General features: G+C 60.0%; 24 protein-coding genes and 1 tRNA gene. 13 read left to right on the plus strand and 12 right to left on the minus strand.

Annotated elements, in window-relative coordinates:
- Nucleotides 1–85: 85 nt before the first annotated feature.
- The 5 genes from NKF25_RS07325 to NKF25_RS07345 all read right to left on the minus strand — a co-directional run bounded on the left by NKF25_RS07325 (nucleotide 86) and on the right by NKF25_RS07345 (nucleotide 4,966).
- Nucleotides 86–2,140, minus strand: coding sequence for a CHAT domain-containing protein (locus NKF25_RS07325; RefSeq protein ID WP_253226048.1), 2,055 nt, complete (start codon nucleotides 2,138–2,140; stop codon nucleotides 86–88).
- A 109-nt stretch (nucleotides 2,141–2,249) separates the two neighbouring features.
- Nucleotides 2,250–2,924 (minus strand): hypothetical protein, encoded by a 675-nt coding sequence (locus NKF25_RS07330; RefSeq protein WP_253226049.1) that lies wholly within the window; start codon nucleotides 2,922–2,924, stop codon nucleotides 2,250–2,252.
- A gap of 214 nt (nucleotides 2,925–3,138) precedes the next feature.
- A complete protein-coding gene (locus NKF25_RS07335) occupies nucleotides 3,139–3,939 on the minus strand; it encodes a transcriptional regulator FilR1 domain-containing protein (protein ID WP_253226050.1) in 801 nt (266 codons plus the stop codon).
- A gap of 234 nt (nucleotides 3,940–4,173) precedes the next feature.
- The gene (locus NKF25_RS07340; protein WP_253226051.1) at nucleotides 4,174–4,464 is read right to left on the minus strand and encodes a DUF5779 family protein; all 291 of its coding nucleotides are present in this window, start codon (nucleotides 4,462–4,464) and stop codon (nucleotides 4,174–4,176) included.
- Between the two features lie 49 nt (nucleotides 4,465–4,513).
- Entirely contained in the window at nucleotides 4,514–4,966 is a 453-nt protein-coding gene (locus NKF25_RS07345) for a ferritin-like domain-containing protein (RefSeq protein ID WP_253226395.1), read from the minus strand.
- 331 nt (nucleotides 4,967–5,297) lie between these two features.
- On the opposite strand from NKF25_RS07345, the gene NKF25_RS07350 reads away from it, so the two are divergent.
- Nucleotides 5,298–5,471: a hypothetical protein gene (locus tag NKF25_RS07350; protein WP_190303784.1), complete on the plus strand. Its 174-nt coding sequence runs from the start codon at nucleotides 5,298–5,300 to the stop codon at nucleotides 5,469–5,471.
- 207 nt (nucleotides 5,472–5,678) lie between these two features.
- Here NKF25_RS07350 and NKF25_RS07355 read toward each other — a convergent pair whose 3' ends face one another.
- Nucleotides 5,679–5,912, minus strand: coding sequence for a hypothetical protein (locus NKF25_RS07355; protein ID WP_049805629.1), 234 nt, complete (start codon nucleotides 5,910–5,912; stop codon nucleotides 5,679–5,681).
- A 226-nt stretch (nucleotides 5,913–6,138) separates the two neighbouring features.
- On the opposite strand from NKF25_RS07355, the gene NKF25_RS07360 reads away from it, so the two are divergent.
- Complete coding sequence (locus NKF25_RS07360) at nucleotides 6,139–6,294, plus strand: hypothetical protein (protein ID WP_190303785.1); 156 nt, start codon at nucleotides 6,139–6,141, stop codon at nucleotides 6,292–6,294.
- Here NKF25_RS07360 and NKF25_RS07365 read toward each other — a convergent pair.
- The 3 genes from NKF25_RS07365 to NKF25_RS07375 form a co-directional block, all read right to left on the minus strand.
- Nucleotides 6,291–6,893, minus strand: a complete 603-nt coding sequence (locus NKF25_RS07365) for a protein sorting system archaetidylserine decarboxylase (protein ID WP_253226052.1) — start codon at nucleotides 6,891–6,893, stop codon at nucleotides 6,291–6,293. The genes NKF25_RS07360 and NKF25_RS07365 overlap by 4 nt on opposite strands.
- 31 nt (nucleotides 6,894–6,924) lie before the next feature.
- A complete protein-coding gene (locus NKF25_RS07370) occupies nucleotides 6,925–7,371 on the minus strand; it encodes a DUF5799 family protein (protein ID WP_253226053.1) in 447 nt (148 codons plus the stop codon).
- Nucleotides 7,372–7,562: 191 nt separating this feature from the next.
- Complete coding sequence (locus NKF25_RS07375; RefSeq protein ID WP_253226054.1) at nucleotides 7,563–7,838, minus strand: ribonuclease P protein component 4; 276 nt, start codon at nucleotides 7,836–7,838, stop codon at nucleotides 7,563–7,565.
- A 165-nt stretch (nucleotides 7,839–8,003) separates the two neighbouring features.
- Between NKF25_RS07375 and NKF25_RS07380 the strand changes: the two genes are divergently transcribed.
- A complete protein-coding gene (locus tag NKF25_RS07380) occupies nucleotides 8,004–9,050 on the plus strand; it encodes a glycosyltransferase (RefSeq protein ID WP_253226396.1) in 1,047 nt (348 codons plus the stop codon).
- A gap of 41 nt (nucleotides 9,051–9,091) precedes the next feature.
- Nucleotides 9,092–10,198, plus strand: a complete 1,107-nt coding sequence (locus NKF25_RS07385) for a glycosyltransferase (protein WP_253226055.1) — start codon at nucleotides 9,092–9,094, stop codon at nucleotides 10,196–10,198.
- On the opposite strand, the gene NKF25_RS07390 is transcribed toward NKF25_RS07385, so the two are convergent.
- Nucleotides 10,195–11,019, minus strand: a complete 825-nt coding sequence (locus NKF25_RS07390; RefSeq protein ID WP_066145896.1) for an HD domain-containing protein — start codon at nucleotides 11,017–11,019, stop codon at nucleotides 10,195–10,197. The genes NKF25_RS07385 and NKF25_RS07390 overlap by 4 nt on opposite strands.
- Before the next feature lie 378 nt (nucleotides 11,020–11,397).
- Between NKF25_RS07390 and NKF25_RS07395 the strand changes: the two genes are divergently transcribed.
- From NKF25_RS07395 to NKF25_RS07420, 6 genes are all read left to right on the plus strand, one after another.
- On the plus strand, nucleotides 11,398–11,679 hold the full coding sequence (locus NKF25_RS07395; protein ID WP_342766320.1) for a twin-arginine translocase TatA/TatE family subunit: 282 nt from the start codon (nucleotides 11,398–11,400) through the stop codon (nucleotides 11,677–11,679).
- A 24-nt stretch (nucleotides 11,680–11,703) separates the two neighbouring features.
- Nucleotides 11,704–11,776 (plus strand) — tRNA-Arg (locus tag NKF25_RS07400).
- Between the two features lie 105 nt (nucleotides 11,777–11,881).
- Entirely contained in the window at nucleotides 11,882–12,118 is a 237-nt protein-coding gene (locus NKF25_RS07405; protein WP_253226057.1) for a hypothetical protein, read from the plus strand.
- A gap of 279 nt (nucleotides 12,119–12,397) precedes the next feature.
- Nucleotides 12,398–12,574 (plus strand): hypothetical protein, encoded by a 177-nt coding sequence (locus tag NKF25_RS07410; protein WP_253226058.1) that lies wholly within the window; start codon nucleotides 12,398–12,400, stop codon nucleotides 12,572–12,574.
- 88 nt (nucleotides 12,575–12,662) lie between these two features.
- Nucleotides 12,663–13,034, plus strand: coding sequence for a hypothetical protein (locus tag NKF25_RS07415; protein ID WP_253226059.1), 372 nt, complete (start codon nucleotides 12,663–12,665; stop codon nucleotides 13,032–13,034).
- Nucleotides 13,035–13,124: 90 nt separating this feature from the next.
- Nucleotides 13,125–13,739: an EMC3/TMCO1 family protein gene (locus tag NKF25_RS07420; RefSeq protein WP_253226060.1), complete on the plus strand. Its 615-nt coding sequence runs from the start codon at nucleotides 13,125–13,127 to the stop codon at nucleotides 13,737–13,739.
- A 25-nt stretch (nucleotides 13,740–13,764) separates the two neighbouring features.
- Here NKF25_RS07420 and NKF25_RS07425 read toward each other — a convergent pair whose 3' ends face one another.
- Nucleotides 13,765–14,808 carry an NAD(P)-dependent alcohol dehydrogenase gene (locus NKF25_RS07425; protein WP_253226061.1) on the minus strand — a complete coding sequence of 348 codons (1,044 nt, stop codon included), beginning with the start codon at nucleotides 14,806–14,808 and terminating at the stop codon, nucleotides 13,765–13,767.
- 129 nt (nucleotides 14,809–14,937) lie between these two features.
- Here NKF25_RS07425 and NKF25_RS07430 point away from each other — a divergent pair, with 129 nt between their 5' ends.
- Nucleotides 14,938–16,020: an amidohydrolase family protein gene (locus tag NKF25_RS07430; protein WP_253226062.1), complete on the plus strand. Its 1,083-nt coding sequence runs from the start codon at nucleotides 14,938–14,940 to the stop codon at nucleotides 16,018–16,020.
- 2 nt (nucleotides 16,021–16,022) lie between these two features.
- On the plus strand, nucleotides 16,023–16,829 hold the full coding sequence (locus tag NKF25_RS07435; protein WP_253226063.1) for an iron-sulfur cluster assembly protein: 807 nt from the start codon (nucleotides 16,023–16,025) through the stop codon (nucleotides 16,827–16,829).
- Between the two features lie 309 nt (nucleotides 16,830–17,138).
- Here the strand turns inward: NKF25_RS07435 and NKF25_RS07440 are convergent, their stop codons facing one another.
- Entirely contained in the window at nucleotides 17,139–17,585 is a 447-nt protein-coding gene (locus tag NKF25_RS07440; protein WP_253226064.1) for a methylated-DNA--[protein]-cysteine S-methyltransferase, read from the minus strand.
- Nucleotides 17,586–17,862: 277 nt separating this feature from the next.
- Between NKF25_RS07440 and NKF25_RS07445 the strand changes: the two genes are divergently transcribed.
- A complete protein-coding gene (locus tag NKF25_RS07445) occupies nucleotides 17,863–18,756 on the plus strand; it encodes a glycoside hydrolase family 16 protein (RefSeq protein WP_253226065.1) in 894 nt (297 codons plus the stop codon).
- The last annotated feature ends 63 nt before the right edge of the window (nucleotides 18,757–18,819 follow it).

Consider the following 18,819-nt stretch of genomic DNA (forward strand, 5'->3'; position numbering starts at 1 on the left):
ATTCGCGATGATGTTGCTACTCACGCAAGCAGGAAACACGGCAGCATCCACGTACGCTGTCGGTCCGATCGGTCCGTAAAACGACTCAAATCGATTCTACGTCGACCGAGTAACTCAACGTGAACTGTCCATTGACATGAACGGGGACGTTTTCGATGCGGAGGTTCTCCTCGAGTTCGCTCTTCGTAAGCGTACTGGAGGGTAGCGTACCCGATGCGAGATACATCCGATTTCGTTCCGAGAGACGCGGCGTAACTATACCACCGATACCACCGCGGTTGGTGATATACGTGACTGGGGTTAGCTCGAACGAGTCGCCGTTGGATTCGATTACGAGAACCACTGCAACGTTACTTTCCGTCTGAACGACGTTGATAGTTCCATCTCCGACGATGGTGTACTGGCCACCGATGATACTCTGATCTCGGGCGATATTCAGCGCCGCCGACAGCTGGAACCCCGAGTTCAACAACTGCGCCATTGCCTTTCCGATACGAACCGCCCCGCTGTTTATCACGTCGCTCATCGTGACGACACCACCGATGGCACCCGCTTCGATGAGCGCCATCCCTTGTTCGTACGACTGGCAGGCGTTGAGCAGAAACGCTTCCACACCGACGGAATCGAGTTCCATGGCGTCGAGCATCCCATCGATACATTTGAACCCGTTCTCGTCGATGTGACCGATGTAGTGGAGGAACTGTGCCTCGGATTCGAGGACGGTACGGAGTTCCTCCGTGGTCAACTCGTACCGAACGGTCACGTCGAACGGTAGGTCCCGTCCCGACCCGTACACCTCGTCCGCGAGGTCCCGCTCTTCGCTCATCTCGATATCGTTACAGACGACCGTGATATCGATATCCCCGTCCTTAGCCGAGCGTTCGAGCCGATTTTGAAACGCAGTCACCGTCGCCTTGCTCGCGCCGAGCGGTGCATCGTCGCCGACCCACACTTCTTCGAGCGAGTCCGACGGTTCGGGTTCGATGAACGAACGCGGGTTGGCAGCCGATTCGGACAGACTTCTCGTCTTCCCGCGAACGAACTGCTCGACTGCGGGTACCTGTATCGAGGATGCGGACACCTCCTTCGCATGTGGCGTCCGTATGACCGCGAGGTCGTTGACGAGGAACGGGAGCATCTCGACGTTATCCGATATCGGCGATACGTGGGTCGTCAACTGCCAGTCCGGAACGAACTCCGCTACTAAACTGTACGGAACCGAGAGATACGCCTCCAAACGCTTTGCCGACGGAGTATCGTACAGCGTTTCGAAGTCCAAATCGACCATCGATTCGACTTCTTGACGTTCGTATAAATCGATCGGATACAACCCCTCGGTACGGGTGATACAGTCGAAGAGGAACGTCTGTTTCAGTATCCGTTCTACCTCCTTTTCGAAGCCGAGGGGCGTGTCGAGCGGCCGTTCGAATTCGTCCGTGACGATTCGTGGCGTGTTTCCAGGTACGAGCTTCGCCCCGAGATAGTATGCAAGTGGCGCGACAGGGAAAATCGAACCGTACTCGGGCGGAACCTCGATGGTGATGCCCGTCTCCGGCGGTTTCAACCCGTCCGGAACGTGGAGTTCCTCGCCGAGTTCGACCACCGGAGGATGGCCCCGGAGGGTTGGAAACGACCGTTCGGGACTGGTCGTCTTCAGCGCCGCCCCGAACGTCGAAATCGCTGCCATCATGTCTTCCGGGTCCGTCGTTGTCGTCACCGTTCCCGCCGGACGTCGGTGAAGCGACCGCCCACCGATGATCACGTCCACTACCGAGTCGAAATCGATAGTCACGTCCTCGAACGAAGCGCTGATACTGACCGTCCCTTCGACGTGCAAGTATAGTTTGATCGGCGGGCAGAGTTCGATGGTGTACGTCCCGCTCGGGAGTTCCTCGTGTTGAATCCCTTCGATACTCGTCAACATCTCACCGGACGCATCGCGAACGTAGACCGCTGTCGGGATTGGAAGGCGGAGTCCGGAAGTCCGAACGCGAACTGCGCAGTCGACCGGAAAACAAAACGAGTCGGTGTCGACCGCAACGGGGTGAACCGCATCGAACGTATGGAGGGAAAACGTGCGCCGCTCGATTGGGTCCTGTATTACGATTCCGTCTGCGTGGGAATCGAACGAGATCGTCACCGGATTACCTCCGTCTCTGGAGGGGTTTGATTCCGGCTCTCGAGGCACATACGTCGTAGATATCAATCGAATGTTAAAAAACTATCGGCAGTTTGTAATTCTTACGGTATCACATCGATACGAACCCACGAACGGTCTCCACCAGCAAGGAGGGATACCGACGACGGGACCCGTCCAGCGCATCGGCGAGCGTTACCGGCGCGTCGTCGAAGACGCCGGGACCGTGTCCAACGAGGATACGTTTCGGTGTCAACCCTCGTAGTTCGTCCGGCGGGAAGAGTCGGATCATCGGGTGGACTCCCAACTGCTCGTGGCCGGTTCGGAAGTAGTCCGCAGTGCCGACGGATTCGGGGACGACGAGTGTCCCACCCGTTTCGTCGTACAGTGCGGCCTCCTGCCACGCCGGATTGTCGAACAGCTTCAGCACCCGTAGTCCCGTATCGGCGAGCGTCGTTCCGAACCGACGGACAGGAACTCCGCTGACGCTCCGGCGAACCCACGTGGGTAAGTACAGCGGCACGTCGTGTCTCCGGGCGACAGCCTCGGCATCACGCATGTGGCGGTCGAGGAGGACGACCACACCGGCGACCGTGCCGAACTCCGCGAACAACTCGTCTATCGACGGGGCATCGACCGGGTCGATAACCCACACATCACCGTCGATGGACAGCGCGTGACTCGCCCGCTCCATCGTTTCGTCCGGATGTGCCAGCCAACCGACGCCACCGTCCCATCGGTCGATCTCTCGATACGTGTTCGACGGATCTGTCTCTTTCAAAGGCATACCCCGAATACCGTCGGAGAACGCATAAATCGACGGGGGAACAGTTCGTGTGCGGACGGTCCGTCGGCGGCGGACGTGATCGGGAATTGACTGGTTGGTACTCGAAGTGGAATCTCGACTGGTAGGGACGGACGATTCGGGCGAAAATGGGGGACCGGGTGTGTCACGTCGAACCCGTCGATACAGGTGTTCGAATTCGGGATCCTGACGGCCACTACGTGACAGTGTCGTCGAGCGACTCGATGTAGTCGGCGACCGGTTCGGCGTCGTTCCAGACGTGCTCGAACAGCCTCGTTCCTCGCCGATGTGCCCGTTCGGAGTCGACGATGAGTTCCGCCCCCGCGTCGTAGGACCCATCGAGCAGCGGAAGTGAGAGCAACAGGCTGTCGTCAGTCACCGTCAAGGCGAACGAGACGTTCGCCACTCGGACCTCCAACTCGTCGTTCATCGGGATCGACGGTTCTTCGAGGAGGGAGTTGAGGACGTTCGTCCCCAGAATCAGTCGCGATTTTCCGTTGTGGTCGAGGCCATCGAGGAGGGCGTCCGAAAATCGTTCGTTGAAGATGGGTGCGATGACCAACGCGGATGTCGTGGTTTCGAGTCGGCGTTCGATCTCCCGCACTGCTCGTGACGGGTGGGTGTCGGTCGCTCGGACGACGGTAGCGTCGACGAGGTCGGCGATACGAAACACGTCGGTGGAGGGGAGCGCGGCGGTGTCGTGTCGCTGCCAGTAGTCGGCGTCGATCGCGAGTGCTTGTTCAGTTTCCCGTTGTTCACGGACGAGGTCACAGACGACCGACCCGGTTCCCGTCGGTGCCCAGCGCTTCGCCCGGGTGGAGTAGATCAATCCACGATTTTCCAACTCCGTGAGCGCGTTGTACACGGCGGATTCGCTCGCGAGATTCCGATTCAGCAGTGCCTGTGTCGTCTCGTCGCCATCGACGATGGCCTGTAACACTGCTGTCCGTGCCCCGGAGCGAAGCACGTACTTGATGAGGGACTGGTGTTGTTCCATGGCGGCAGGTGTCAGTACATCGGAGCGATTCTTTTCACTATCGCTCTCAACTGGGTAGATATCAGATTCCAGATGAATAGGCATTTTCTACGAGTAGCTCAAATTTGTGGTCTCTAGAATGGAATTTTTATATACTGTCACTGTATTTTTACCGCTTGGGCCACCCTGTGGTCCTCGTTGACGCAATCCGGGCAGTGGTTTTCTACTGTCTACCTCCATCGGCGCGGGCGTTTCTCAGAGTTCGCTCGTATCGATTTCGATGTCGGGCGGTGAGATGATGAGAAACTTCCGGAAATGCACCAAATTCCCGCCGCCTTTTTTCACGGCCGGTGCGAGATCGGCCGCCAACTCGGTCAAGTCGCCGTCGATGGCGAGGACGAGCGTGTGTCCCCGCTCTATCGCCTCGACTCGTTCCCCGACGGAGGTCGTTCCGTCGAGGACGCCGAGGATGACACGGGCATCCTCGTCGAAGTCGATATCCTGTTCGGCCGCCTGAAGGTCCAAATCGAACCCGGAATCGTTCATGGCGGTATCTCTCATCGCCCCGAGAAAAATCCTTGCCTTGGTGTGTCAATCAGTTTTCGTACTCTCGCTTGAACCCGCGGAACTCCGTCCGATGGGCCTCCTCGTCGGCGAGGATGGTGACTCCGAGGTCCTCGGTAACGGGGTCGTCCGCGTCCGTCGCTGCCGATATGACCGACCGATAGGTCTCGATGGCGTCCTCTTCGGCTTCGAGAACTCCTTCGATGACCGAGAGCACGTCGGTGCTGTCCTCCGGCGGTTGCAGTCCTTCCTGTCGCGCCTCGAAGTCGTAGGATGCGGGCGGCCGCTCGTCCAACTGCTTGAGTCGCTGTCCGATCCGCTCTGCGTGACCCAACTCCTCCTGAATGTCTTCTTCGAGGCTCTCACGCACCTCTTCGGCGCTCACTCCTTCGAGGACGATGGAGTTCGTGAGGTAGTTCATCACGGTTTCGATTTCGTCGCTGTACGCCTTTTTGAGTAGGTCCGTTACTTCCTCGCTCGTCATCGCCCGATGATACGACATGAACCCTCCTTACGATTGTGGCGGTTCGTCCGGACTCGTTCGGAACCGTCCGCTACCGTCCGGCAATCGTTGCCTCGCGCACAACGGTTATATGTCTGTGTCACACATACACATGCTAACGATGGAACAGCAAGTCAATGTCTCGCACACCGTTGCGAGCGACGCTGTTGTCGGCCCGATTCTCATCGTAGGGGTCTGATTCCCCTGCCTACTCACACCAGAAAACGACCGAATCGACACGAAACTGAGCCGACAGTGCATCGTGGCAAGCTAAACCACCGCATAGAGACGACGTGACCAACGCACACAAACAATGACAGACGACAACCAACACCGAGAACCGACGACGGATGGCGGACGATCGAATCGAGAGAAACGAACGATGGCGGAAATCAGCCACACACCGCCGTACGAAGCACCAGATGCAAGCCGCGTGTTCGAGCGCGGTGGCGAACTGCTGACCGAACCGACGGCCGACGCGGACTGACGGGATTTCACCCGTCGATCGTTTCTCCGTATCCTCTCACCATCGAGCGACTGCTCCGAGCGATAACTCCGAGCGACGCTGACGCTTGCCATTTCCGTCTCATCCGAAAAAGAACTGCAAACGGTTTTTCCTCCCTCGCTTCCGGAAACCGACCCCACTTTCGACCGTACCCCCCAGTACGGTTCCGAGACGAACTGTCGGTTCGACTCAGCGGATCGGCTCTCGACCGCCGACGAGTTTCGAGGTGTCCACGAACTCAGCGCGCGCGCCGCCCTTCTTCACTTCAGTCGCCGTCATACATTCGAGACAGCCGAAGACCTCGTTCTCGTTGTTGCCAAACACGCGTGCGAAATCGCGTGTCACGAAGGAACCGCAGCTTCGGCATCGGTTTTCGGCGACTGTGTCACTGCCACTTGCAATCTGGCTGTTTGTCGTTGTCATGCTAAGCCTCGTCGGTACGACTAACATCAGTGTGGGTACTTTGTTATCCGGTGGCTGTCGGGGAGAAACCAACCACTATCGAATGGAAAGACAACTCTACGATTCCGGTAACGACCCCTTACTCGACGGATAAGACGGTTTCCAGTCGGAATTGGGAGAATGACACCGTCCCCAAAATCTCTCCCGGCCTATGCTTTAATGAACGTCGGGGCGGTATGGGACACTGATGCCCAAGATAACACTCGATGAGGAGACCGTCTCACGGCTCGACAGCCTGCGTGTCGAAGACGAATCCTACGACGAAATCATCACCGAACTCGTCAACATCTACGAGGCAGAGGAACTGACGCTCTTCCACGGCGGCGACTATTCGAGCGACTAGTCGCTCCGCACCTCGGAACGAGTCAACACCGTCTCTCCAGCGCGCACGCGTTGTCCCTTTCTTACTTCGATGTCCGTCACGTCGACCGATGGTGGCAGGAGTACGTCGGCCCGACTGCCGAACGCGATGTGACCCAACCGTTCCCCGCGTTCCAGTTCGTCGCCCGATTCGACGTACGGATGAATCCGCCGCGCGAACGCGCCCGCGATGAGCGTCACGTCGTAGGACGGAAACCCGATGTGGACCTTTTCGTTGTTGTCCGAATCCTTGCTGAACGCCGGACGGTGTTTCCCGGGTTCGTGTTCAACCGACTCGACGCGCCCGCCGACCGGTGCGCGGTTGACGTGAACGTCCGTGACGTTCATGAACACGCCGACGCGAACGCGGTCTCCCTCCTCCCGAATCACGGAGACGTGCCCGTCCGCGGGCGAGAGGATTCCCTCCACTGGTGGGTTCCGCTCCGGGTCGCGGAAGAAGTGCAGGATTGCACCTCCCGTCGCCAGCGCGAGCAGCGTCCCAACGGGTGAGAGGAATCCCAGTGGTCCGGCCAACAACAGCGGCGGCGCGGCGTATCGCCACGCGTCCGGAACGATCTTCATCGGTTCGACTCCCCGAGCCGTAAACCGTCCATCAGTCCTGAACCGCGGTCCTGACGCGCGCCCACTTACCCTTCGATTCGAGGCGGTCCTGGAGTTCGTCGGCGTACTGCTGTGCCAACGCCTCGGCCGCCGCGAGTCGGTCCTGGTCGACGCCGGAGTCGTCGCCGCTCAACCCGAGCGCGCTTTTGACGGAGCTAAACACGCCTTTTCCCTCCTTTTTCGAGGACTTGCCCGACATCGAGTTCATCTGCGACTGGATGTTGTCCATCTCGGGCATCACCTGCTCGACCTTGCTCGTGTCCGCCACGAGTTTCGCCCGCTCGTCGTCCTCGGGATGTTCGATCTCGAACTCCACGGCCGTCATCACCAGTCCCCACTCCTGCCGTGAAAACTGGGAGTTCGTCACTTCCTCCATGAACTCCCTATCGACAGCCATCCTGTCCCCCACGATCATGTCCGTCCACCGTTGTCCGCTCATACCCCACATTGATGTGGCACGAGACTTGGTGTTTTCGTCTACACTTGCGGAAAACAAGCGGTGAAGCTGCAACCGTGGTGTCGAAAATCCCGCAGTAGGTGGTTCCTACGGCGGGCGAAAGAGGGTGTAATCACTCCTTTCCGTGGAGAATATCGCCGGAATCAAAAACCGCGGGAAGGGGATGATAGCGGTCAGTCGTACGGGTAGCGCGTCTGGTTGCCACAGTCGCAGGTAACCACGACGTGGCCGCCCTGTAGTCTGACGCGCGCGTTCTTTCCGGGGCGGAGGTAGGCGTCGCAGGCATCGCAGGTGAATCGCTTGAACTGTCGGGGGAGGGACAACCGCTGGCGTTCGGCGATTCGTCTGGCGAGGCGGACGTATTCGCGCGCTCGGTCGTCGTTACACTCTGCGGTGGCGTCCCGTGCGAGTACTGTGAGACGCTCTATTCGCTCTTGAGCTACTGTCATTCGGAATGGGGGGGTGGGGGGTTTCCGGGGCGAGACAGGACAAGGATAGAAATCGTTCCTGTATTGCCCCATGCGAGTCATGCTCGTACGGGAACAAATACTTTGCGGTCGGTCAATGACTCCTTTCCGAAAGGAGTAATGGGTCACTGTGCCATCTCCTCCGCAGTGCGCGTACTCAACTACCTCGAACTCGAATCCGAGTTAGCCCGTAGCGGCATCGGAACCTCCACAAAGCAGCAACGCAAGGCGCTCGCGGGGACGAGCGTGGATGTCGTCACGTCGCCGTGGAACGGAAAAACGCCCCTCCATGCACTCCCATCGGGGGCGGTAGGGAGTGGTTTCTTCACCGATTTCGACCTCGCTCACTGCAACGTCATCGGCCCGGGGTCGATCGCCGTCGCGCGCCACGCCAAGCGCAACGACATCCCGCTCGTCCTTCACGCGCACGTCACGAGCGAGGACTTCGCCGAGAGCTTTCGCGGATCGAGCATCGCCGCGCGCCCCCTCGGTCGCTATCTGAAGTGGTTCTATTCGCAGGCCGACCTCGTGCTCTGTCCGAGCGAATACACGAAATCAGTCCTCGAACGCTATCCCGTCGATGCGCCGATTCAGCCGATTTCGAACGGTGTTGACGCCGAATCGCTGGAGGGATTCCAGTCGTTCCGCGACGAGTACCGCGCGCGCTACGATCTGGACGGGATGGTGGTCTTCGCGCTCGGCAACGTCTTCGAGCGCAAGGGTCTCACGACATTCTGCCGAGTGGCACAGCAGACGGCGTTCGACTTCGTGTGGTTCGGAACCGTGGACGACGGCCCGCACGCCAGTTCGACGGTCAAGCGCTGGACCGAAAACCCGCCGGACAACGTCACGTTCTCGGGGTGGGTGGAGGACAAACGCGGGGCGTTCGCGGCGGGCGACGTGTTCTGCTTCCCGGCGAAGGTCGAAAATCAGGGAATCGTCGTCCTCGAAGCGATGGCCTGTGGCAAGGCCGTCGTCCTTCGGGACATCCCCGTCTTCGACGAGTTCTTCACGCACGGTGTGGATTGCCTGAAATGCGAGACGGAGACGGAGTTCCGCCGCGCGCTCGAACTGCTCCACCGCGACCCGGAACTACGGGACCGTCTCGGGGAGAACGCCCGTGAAACCGCGGCCGAGCACAGTTTGGAGCGGGTCGGCGAGGAACTTGTCGAGACGTATTCAAAACTGGTCTGAAGTCACAAGTCCTTAACACCCCGTCCTCCAATTCTCGACTAATGAGCCGATGGGTCGCCGCCTTCACGGACACATATCTACCGACCATCAACGGCGTCACCTACACGATACGGACGTGGCGCGACTTCTGGGAGAAGAACGGCGGTCGAATGGACGTCGTGTATCCCCAATCCGACGGCTACACGCCGGAGCAAGGCGAACACCCCATCGGAAGCCTGCCGTTCCCGTTTTACGAAGGGTATCGACTCGGAACACCCCGCATCCCGAAGGCCGTCCTCGACGCCGAAATCGTTCACGCGCACACGCCCTTCGCCATCGGCGTCGGCGGCCTTCGGCTCGCCCGAAAACACGACCGACCATTCGTGACTTCGTATCACACACCGACCGGCGAGTACGCGGATTACCTCGTCCCGAACGACTCCGTCGCGGATTACGTCGAACGGGCCGCAGGGGCGTACGAACGGTGGTTCTTCGGGCGCTCCGATGCGGTACTCACACCGAGCGAGGCGACCAAGCGACACGTCGTCGAGACGGTCGGCGTCGATGCGCCGGTTCACGTCGTCCCGAACGGCGTGGACATCGAGCGGTTTCACCCGGTCGAAACCGGTGCGTTCGTCCGGAAGTACGATCTCGACGTCGACACGCCGATCATCGGCTACACCGGCCGCCACGGCTACGAAAAGCGCCTCTCGGAAGTCATCGCGGCGGCCGACGGGATGGACATCACCCTCGTCTTCGGTGGCGACGGTCCCGCCCGAAAGTCGCTCGAAAAGCAGGCGGCCGACTGTGACGCGGACGTTCGGTTCCTCGGCTTTCTCGAACGCGACGAAATGGCGGCGTTTTACACCGCCCTCGACGTGTTCGCGTTTCCGAGTCCGGTCGAAACGCAGGGGTTGGTCGCGCTCGAAGCGAACGCCTGTGGAACACCTGTCGTCGGTGCGGATGCGGGCGCGCTGTCGAACACCGTCGTCGCGGGAGAAACAGGGTATCACTTCGAGAGCGGCGACATCGAGGGAATCCGTACCGCGATTCGTCGCGCGCTGGCGGAACACGACGAACTTCGGGAAACGTGTCTCGCCCGGAGAAATCAAGTCAGCGTCGAACGGGCGGTCGAGCAGTTGGCGGCCGTGTACGAGAACGTCCGTTAGAGTTCGACGCGCTCGACGATGTGGTCGCTTCCTTCGCGGACGTTCAAGGCGACGATACGGATGTCGTCTTCGAGTCCGGAGCCGTGAAGCTTCGCCTTGAGTAGGTTATCGACCTGATACACACCCGCGGCGTTCAGCATCTCGATTTCCACGAGGACGGGGACGGTGTCCCCCTGCCGGAGCGTGACCTTCTTGATGGCTTGACTGGAGACGGTGTTGATACCGCGTCCACCTTTCTCGTACGGGATGCGCGAGCGACCGTGTTCCATATCGAGCGCGTCCGAAACGCGGATGACGCCCGCTTCGGTCGTGAGCGGGTCTTCTTCCGTGTGGTGACAGAGGATTGCGTGGAGGATTTCGCCCTTCATCCGCACCGTGTTTTCGACGTCGTAGAAGTTCGGCAGAACCCGGTCGAGGAGGTCGGCCGCGAGCGGAATCGAGTAGTAGGAGTGATCGTCGCGGTGGACGATGTGACCGATGTCGTGGAGCGTCGACGCGAAGGCGATGATGACGCTCTCGTCGGACTCGTCCAATCCCTCGTCGGCCGCGCCGTTGAACTCGACGTTGCCGCGTTTCAGGAGGTCATAGAGGAGGAGCGCACGATTGCGAACGATCTCGATGTGTTTTCGGCCGTGGTCGTTGTATCCCTTGCGCGTAACCGCGTTGACGTTTTGGGCGTCGAGATACGCTTGAATCTCCTCGTCGTTCGCGATGAATTCGAGCACCTCGTTCAACTTCTCGTCGGGGAAGGCGTGTTCGGCATCCGGGTCGTAGGCATGCCGCCCGTCGTCGATTTCACTTTCGGCTGGTTCCGTATCCATGCCGACCCTATTCTCGTTCTGGAGGGAAAAGCTCTCGGGGAGCGTTTCGGATTATTTTTCACACGCCCACAATACCACCCCGTCAGCGTTCCGTCAGCGATTTTCGTCCATCCACGTGGAGCATCCGACCCTCTCGGCTACGTCTGCGGTCCGACTGCCAATGGCTAAGTACACCGTCAGGGCGGATTACTGGCAGGCATCCGATGTCATCGTTCTGTGAAATGACGACGGGAGAGAAACGACGAGCGGGATGTATTCGAGCAACGAAGGCGATTCGTGGCGTCGTGGTCTCGACCCTGAGAAGAGCAAAAAGCCTATAGTTGGCAATGGGTAAGAAACTGGTAGAGGATGTTCGAAATGATACCACTATTCGGGCCGATTCCCGGCGGAGCAGAACTCGTCGTGATTCTGCTCATCGCGGTTCTCCTGTTCGGTGCAAACAAGATTCCGGAACTCGCACGCTCCACGGGAGAGGCGATGGGTGAGTTCAAGAAAGGTCGTGAAGAAGTCGAGCAGGAACTCCAAGACATGCAGAACACCGGCACGTCCAGTCCTGCACAGGAAGTCGAGAGCGAACCCGTTTCCCCCACGGAAACCGAGACGGAGATGGAGACGGAGACGGAAACCAGCACCAACACGAAAACCGAAACCGACTCGTAGACGTTTTTCTTCGAAATTATATGAGGGCGTGTGGCCTAGCGGATAGGGCGAGAGGTTCCTAACCTCTCGACCGCGGGTTCGAATCCCGCCACGCCCGTTGACTACGCTTCGCTCCGTCAACGGGCGTGGCTTACTCCCCCTCGCTCGATCCTCGTTCGCGGGAGCCCCGCCACGCCCGTTCTCCGGCGAGCGCTAGCGAGCCGTGAAAACGGGCGAGGGATTCGAATCCTACGAGCCACGGCCCGGAACGGCGCGACTACGAGGCGCGAAGCGCCTCGATGCGAACGGCAACGCCGTGAGCAAAGCGCCGCACGCCCGGAATGTCTCGTTTCACTCGCTCCCGCCACGCCCGGACTGCCTTTTCGACGCACGCTCCCGCGGCGTCCGTATCGCGAACGAAGTGAGCAAATCGGCACCGAACCATACGGATCGTGTGTAATCTTCGTAAAATCTCGAAGTCATGATGAAAGATTTATTGCTCGGCAACGGTGAGCGAGAAATGCGGCGTCTTCCGATGCCGCTCAAACAGCCAAGTCAGGCAAGACCGAGCCGTCATGGACCGGTTCTCTTCTTACCGTTCGTGACGGTCTCGGTTCTCTCTCCCTTCCGAAGGACGGTCAGAACGATGAAATCGAGGACGTACTCCGGGTTGTGATCCCCGACCGACGGGTCTCGCGGACGACCGAACGTTATGTGGTTTCGTGGTGAAGGTTCCTCGATGGGTCTCCTCGACGCGGTCAGACGACTCTTCACGATAGCGGGCGACGAGTATCGGTGTGGCTACTGCGGTCGCACGTTCCGGTATTCGACGGCGCTGGCGGACCTTCCCGATCTGAACTGCCCGTACTGCGGTTCGACCGATATCGAGCGAGTGGGGGAGTCGAACGGCGGTTGACCCGGAGGATGATCGGTCGTCTAGTCGTTCGATTTCGATGCGAATCGCACCAAACCTTGATAGCTTCGGTGGCCGAACTTCCTCTACCGTGTTCGAGTCAGACGAAGCGTTCGTCGCCGCCCTCCAATCGAAACTCGGGTCGGCACTGTTGGTGGTCGCCGATGCGCGACCCGACGGGTACGAACTCCTGTTCACCCGTGCCGACATCGATGGGCGATTTCGACCCGACGATTTCGAGCGACTTCACGACGAGTCGCTACTCCGAACCGAAGCGCGCGAGGACGCCGAAAACGTGTTCCGCACCGGCGCGCTGGATTTCGCCCTCTACACGTTCGACGAAGCGGTCGTCGTCCACTTCCCGGACGAGGACGGGGCGCTGTTCGTCGCGCTCAGCGACAGCGACGTCCCGTTGCTCCCGACGATCGAACTGTGTGCGGAGTGGGTCGGGACGAGCGCGTAGCGGATTCTCCGGAATTCGCCGCCCGACGAATGTGTCAGATGGAACTATTTTACGCAGAAGATTGATCAGTCGAGACACGAATTCACGGTCATGGTCCTCGAAACCAGTTGGACGGTGTACGACAAATTCGCCGGACTCCTCGCGCTGACGCTGATGTCCGGATACTATCTGGCACCGGTGCAAGGATCGATCGCGATGGCGGTGAACCTCGTTCTCAGCCCGCTTGCGACGCTCTTGCCCGTCTCGGTCCTCCTGTTCGGGGTGGCCGGGACGACCGGTCTGTACTCGACGACGCTCCGACTCCTCTTGGGAGACTCCGAGAGGATGGAGCGACTACAGGAACGCATCGAGACCCTCCAGAAACGAACCTCGTCCTCGACCGAGGAGGATGGAGATGGAACCGATTCGATTGCCGACGAGCAGACGGAACTGCTGCGGAGTTGGCTTGCGATGCTGAAACTCCAGTTCCGCCCGCTGGCGTGGAGCATGCTCCTCACGGTGCCGGTGTTCCTCTGGATTCGGTGGGCGATGGCGAACCCGGCGTCGGCGACGGTTCCGCTCGCGCTCTCGCTCCCGGTCGTTGGCCATATCGCGCTGACCGCGACGCTCATCGGGCCGGTCAAGGTGTGGCTCGTGTGGTACATCGGCGGATCGATCTCGACCAGTTTCGTCTCGCGCCGCGTGTTGTCGCGCGTTCTCGCCTAGAATCGGTCGAACGCTCACCGAACCGTCACGGCGGCGTGATGACCGCTCGGCCCTCTATTTCTCCGTGTTCGAGTTTTTCCGCGACGGTGTTGATGTCGTCGAGATCGTAGCGGGAGGTCCGGAGGGTGACGTCGCCGCGTTCGACTAGCGTGACGAGTTCTTGGAGTTCGGTGTAGCGGCCGACGAGCGTGCCGCGGTAGGAGAACTCGCCGTTCACGAGCGATTGGGAGGGCTCGTGGATGTGGCCGCCGTAGCCGACGATGTGATGATCGCCGCCGGGGGCGACGATATCCGGGGCATACGCGGTCGTTTCGTCCCGCCCGACGAAGTCGATGACCTGCTCGGCACCCGCGCCGTCGGTGATGTCCTCGATGACCGTCGCCACGTCCTCGGTCGTCGGATCGACCGTGTGGTGTGCGCCGAGGCTGTCGGCCAGATCTCGGGCTTCCGATTTCACGTCGAGCGCCGTGATTTCGGCGGCACTCATCGCGTCGAGACACTGGAGGCCGATGTGTCCGAGTCCGCCGACCCCGATGACGACGGCGTGGTCGCCGGGGTTCAACACTCGGGTCGCTTTCTTGACCGCGTGGTAGGCCGTGATTCCGGCGTCGGCGTGGGGAGCGATTTCCACGGGGTCGACGCCGTCGGGGAGCGGGATGACCGAGCGCTCGCTGGTGAGCAAATATTCGGCGAACCCGCCGTCCGTCGTTAGTCCGGGGAACTGGACGTTTTCACAGTACATGTCCTCGCCGAGACGGCACTGGCGGCACTGTCCGCAGGTCATCACGGGGTGGCAGATGACCGTATCACCGACGCTCACCGTTTTCACCTCGTCGCCGACTTCGACGATTTCTCCAGCATTCTCGTGGCCGAGGGTCATCGGAAGGGTCTGTTCGACGTAGTCCGTCCACAACCCCTCGATGATGTGGTTGTCCGTCTGGCACCATCCGGCCCCCTGTACTTCGACGACGACGTGGTCCGACTGTTCGGGTTCCGGCCTGTCGATTTCATCGATGCTGAGGCCGTTTTCCATGTCGTCGGTGTACGCGTGCAGGCGTGCGGCTTCCATGACGTCTAAACCACTCCTGCTTCAGTCATAAATATTCGTGAACGAGTCACCGGGCATATGATTTGGGACACACATATTGCATGATTGTAAGTGAAGATTATGTGGGTTCGGCCCATTACTTAGATGGACATGTACAGAGGAACTGGGGACGGTCGATGGGAGAACGAGGAGGACGTATTCGTCATCGACTCGCACATCCACTTTTGGGATGCGAGCGAGGAGAACATCATCCACGAAGGAGGCGAGCAGTTCATCCGGTGTTTTTACGATTATCACACGGGATTCACGCCCGCCGAGCGCGAGTGGACGCTGGAGGAGTACCGAAAGTATCCGCAGGAGCGAATGCTCGAAGACCTGTTCGGTAACGGTGCCGTGGACATGGGAATCTTCCAACCCACGCATCTGGAGGAGTTCTACGAGGAGGGGTTCAACACGGTGGACACCAACGCGGATTTCGCCGCCGAGAACCCGGAGCGCTTCATCGTCAACGGGCGGTTCGACCCCCGGGAGGGAGAGGAAGGGCTACGCGAACTCGAACGCCAGAAGGAGGAGTACGACATCCAGGGCGTCAAACTCTACACCGCCGAGTGGCTGGACGATTCGAAGGGATGGCGTCTCGACAGCGAGGAAGCCTTCGAGTACCTCGAAAAGTGTGCCGAGTTGGGAATCGAGAACATCCATCCACACAAGGGGCCGACCATTCGGCCGCTGAACAAGGACGCCTTCGACGTGAAGGACGTGGACGACGCCGCGACTTCGTTCACCGAACTCAACTTCGTCGTGGAGCACGTCGGGCTTCCCCGACTGGACGACTTCTGCTGGTTGGCCGCCCAAGAGCCGAACGTGTACGGCGGACTCGCGGTGGCCGCCCCGATGGCGCAGAACCGCCCGCGTAAGTTCGGGGAAATCATGGGCGAACTGCTCTACTGGCTCGGCGAGGACCGCCTGCTGTTCGGGAGCGACTACGCGCTATGGAACCCCGATTGGCTGGTCGAGACCGTGATGAACGCCGAACTCACCGACGACCAGAAGGACGAGTACGGCATCGAACTCACGCCGGAGGTCATGCGGAAGATAATGGGCGAGAACGCCGCTCGACTGTACGACATCGACATCGAGGAGAAGAAAAAACGGTTCCGCGACGACGGCATCACCGACGAGTTCGGCTTGCAAACGCATTACGAGGAGGGCGGAGCAACCGCCGACGACTGATCATGTCGGGGGACAGCTTGGACATCGGAAACGACGAAACAACCGTATCGGAGAACCCCGGCGACGTGCCGACGTGCGCGGCGATTCTGTCGGCGCTCGACGGCGTGACCGACCCCGAACTCGACCGTTCGATCGTCGAACTCGAATACATCGACGACATCGAAATCGACGCCGAGGAGGACGGTGCACACGTCGACGTGTCGTTCACCCTCCCGACGGCGTGGTGTTCGCCGGCGTTCGCGTGGATGATGGCGCTCGACGGTCGGGAAGCGGTCGAGGGGCTTTCGGGCGTCGCTCGCTGTTCGATGCGACTCCGTGAGCACATGCACGCCCGGGAGGTCACCGTGGGCGTCAACAACGGCCACTCCTTCGATGCGACGTTTCCCGACGCCGACGGTGGCATCGCGGAGGTACGCTCGACGCTCGATGCTAAAGCGCGACTCGCGCGTCAGTACGACGCAGTCGAAACGCTGTTGGCGGCGGGCGTGACCCACGAACAAATCGCGCTGCTGACCCGCGACGACTGCCGGTTCTTCGACGAGTACGTGGCCGTCGGGGTTCGTGACGGTGCGGTCGAAGTCGTCGTGGACGTTGAACCGCTCCGGCGGTATCTCGACAAAGCGATTCAAACCGGACGTGTCGCCGAAGATGATCGGCTCTTTCGAACGCCGGAGGGGGACGATATTGACCCGGACGAGGCCGAACTCGTCCATCGGCGGGCACGTCTCGCGCACGTCAACATGAGCGGACAGGGTGGCGTCTGCGATGCGCTCCACGAGTCCCGTCGGGCCGAACTCGCTCGACAGTAGGGGACGAACGAGGTGGATGCCGTCGTCCTTCGAAACCGTGTTTACTACTGTTGTCATCGGCATTTGGATCACCCCGGATATGGATAGCGAAGAATACTGTTTTAATTTCTAAAACCACCACAAAGCATTTATATTATTGTGCTAAGGAGTACCATGTGGCGAGGTAGTCCCGAATCCCCCTGACGGACGGTCCTGGTCTGGCGCCATCACTCCAGCCCATATCCCCGCCCCGCCACCCTCTCCTATCGTGACGCTCGTATCGTAGCGAATCGTATCCGTATCGCTCCGTACCGGTCGTTTATGAAAAGATTACTGCTGTGTTTCGTGCGTCTCGTGCGTCGCTAGTCGGGTTTGCCGTGGGTGGCCACTCCGCTCGGCTTCGAGGTCCAGCAGGCGTCGTTTCGTCGTGACTCCGTCGGCCGCCGAGTAGCCTTTCAACGCGCCGTCGCTCCCGACGACGCGATGGCAGGGGACGACCAGCGGGACTGGGTTCCGAGCACACGCCTGTCCGATGGCGATGGGCGTCGTATCGAGCGCCGCGGCGAGGTCGCCGTACGTTCGCGTCTCGCCGTACGGGATGGCGTCCATCGCGGCCATCACCGCTCCGGCCATTCCCTCCGGAACCGTGACCTGAAGGTCGAAGGTCGTGCGGTCACCGGACTCATATTCGGCGACTTGTTTTCGAATCTCGTCGCTCGATTCGGCGATTCGGCCGTCATCGATTTCGATGGTCGTTTCGAAGATATCTACGTTCATGAATCGGGTCATAGCCGTTCGAAACCGGCTTTTTCTCCGTGCGCTACGAACGCCTTCCGACGGTATAACCGATCACCACGGACTGAAACTGATCGTCGGGACGAACCTGTTAACGATTCTTCTTGTAGTGACCAAAACAATCCGCCCATGAATAATTACAATAGCTAGAATAAATAATTAAATATTGTTGGATGGTGGTAATTGGTGTCATCGGTGGACTACCGGAACCTCCCACTCGCGGTGGTTGGAGGAGGTAGCGACCGATGCCGTGAGAACTATGGATTCCGATAACGCATCCGATTTGACGGACGGTAAACCGACGGACGACAAACCAACTGGCGACCGCTTTCACCGTCGAAAGTTCCTGAGCGCGGCGGCGGTCACGCTCGGTGGCGGCGCGTTCGCCACTTCGACCGCGAGCGCGGGGCCGGGAATGATTCACACCGAATCGTTCGACAACAACGACTGGACGCTCAGTTGGCGCGACGAGTTCGATTCCATCGATACCAGTATCTGGAACTTCGAGACCGGCAACAACAACGGCTGGGGTAACAACGAACTCGAATACTATCGGGCCAACAACGCGTGGACCGAGAACGGCCACCTCGTCATCGAGGCCCGCGAGGAGCAGTACGGTGGCTGTGACTACACCTCGGCCAGGATGACCACCCAAGGGAAGTACAACAAGCAGTACGGCCGCGTGGACGTACGCGCCAAACTCCCCTACGGTCAAGGCATCTGGCCCGCCATCTGGATGCTCGGCTCCGACATCGGCTCGGTCGGCTGGCCGGACTGCGGCGAAATCGACATCATGGAACTCATCGGCTCCGACCCCGACACCGTCCACGGAACCGTCCACGGTCCCGACTCCGGCGGTGCTGGCGTCGGCGGTTCCTACAGCCAGAGCAACTGGTTCTCGGACGCCTACCACACGTTCACGTTGACGTGGTACCCCGACGCGATCAAGTTCTTCGTGGACGGCCAGCAATTCTTCGTGACCACGCTGTACGACGCACAGAACGCCGGTCGCGAGTGGGTGTTCGACGACGGCCCGTTCTTCTTCCTGCTCAACGTCGCCGTCGGTGGCAACTGGCCCGGTGCACCCGACGCCAGCACGCAGTTCCCTCAGCGCATGGAAGTGGACTACATCCGCGTCTACGATTGGGTCTGAACGGCGGAACCGAACGGCTCACCGACTCGAATTTTTTGGCGACTTTCACCGTCCCGAACCGAA

The sequence above is a fragment of the Haladaptatus sp. AB643 genome, from assembly GCF_024136975.1.
Lineage (GTDB): Archaea > Halobacteriota > Halobacteria > Halobacteriales > Haladaptataceae > Haladaptatus.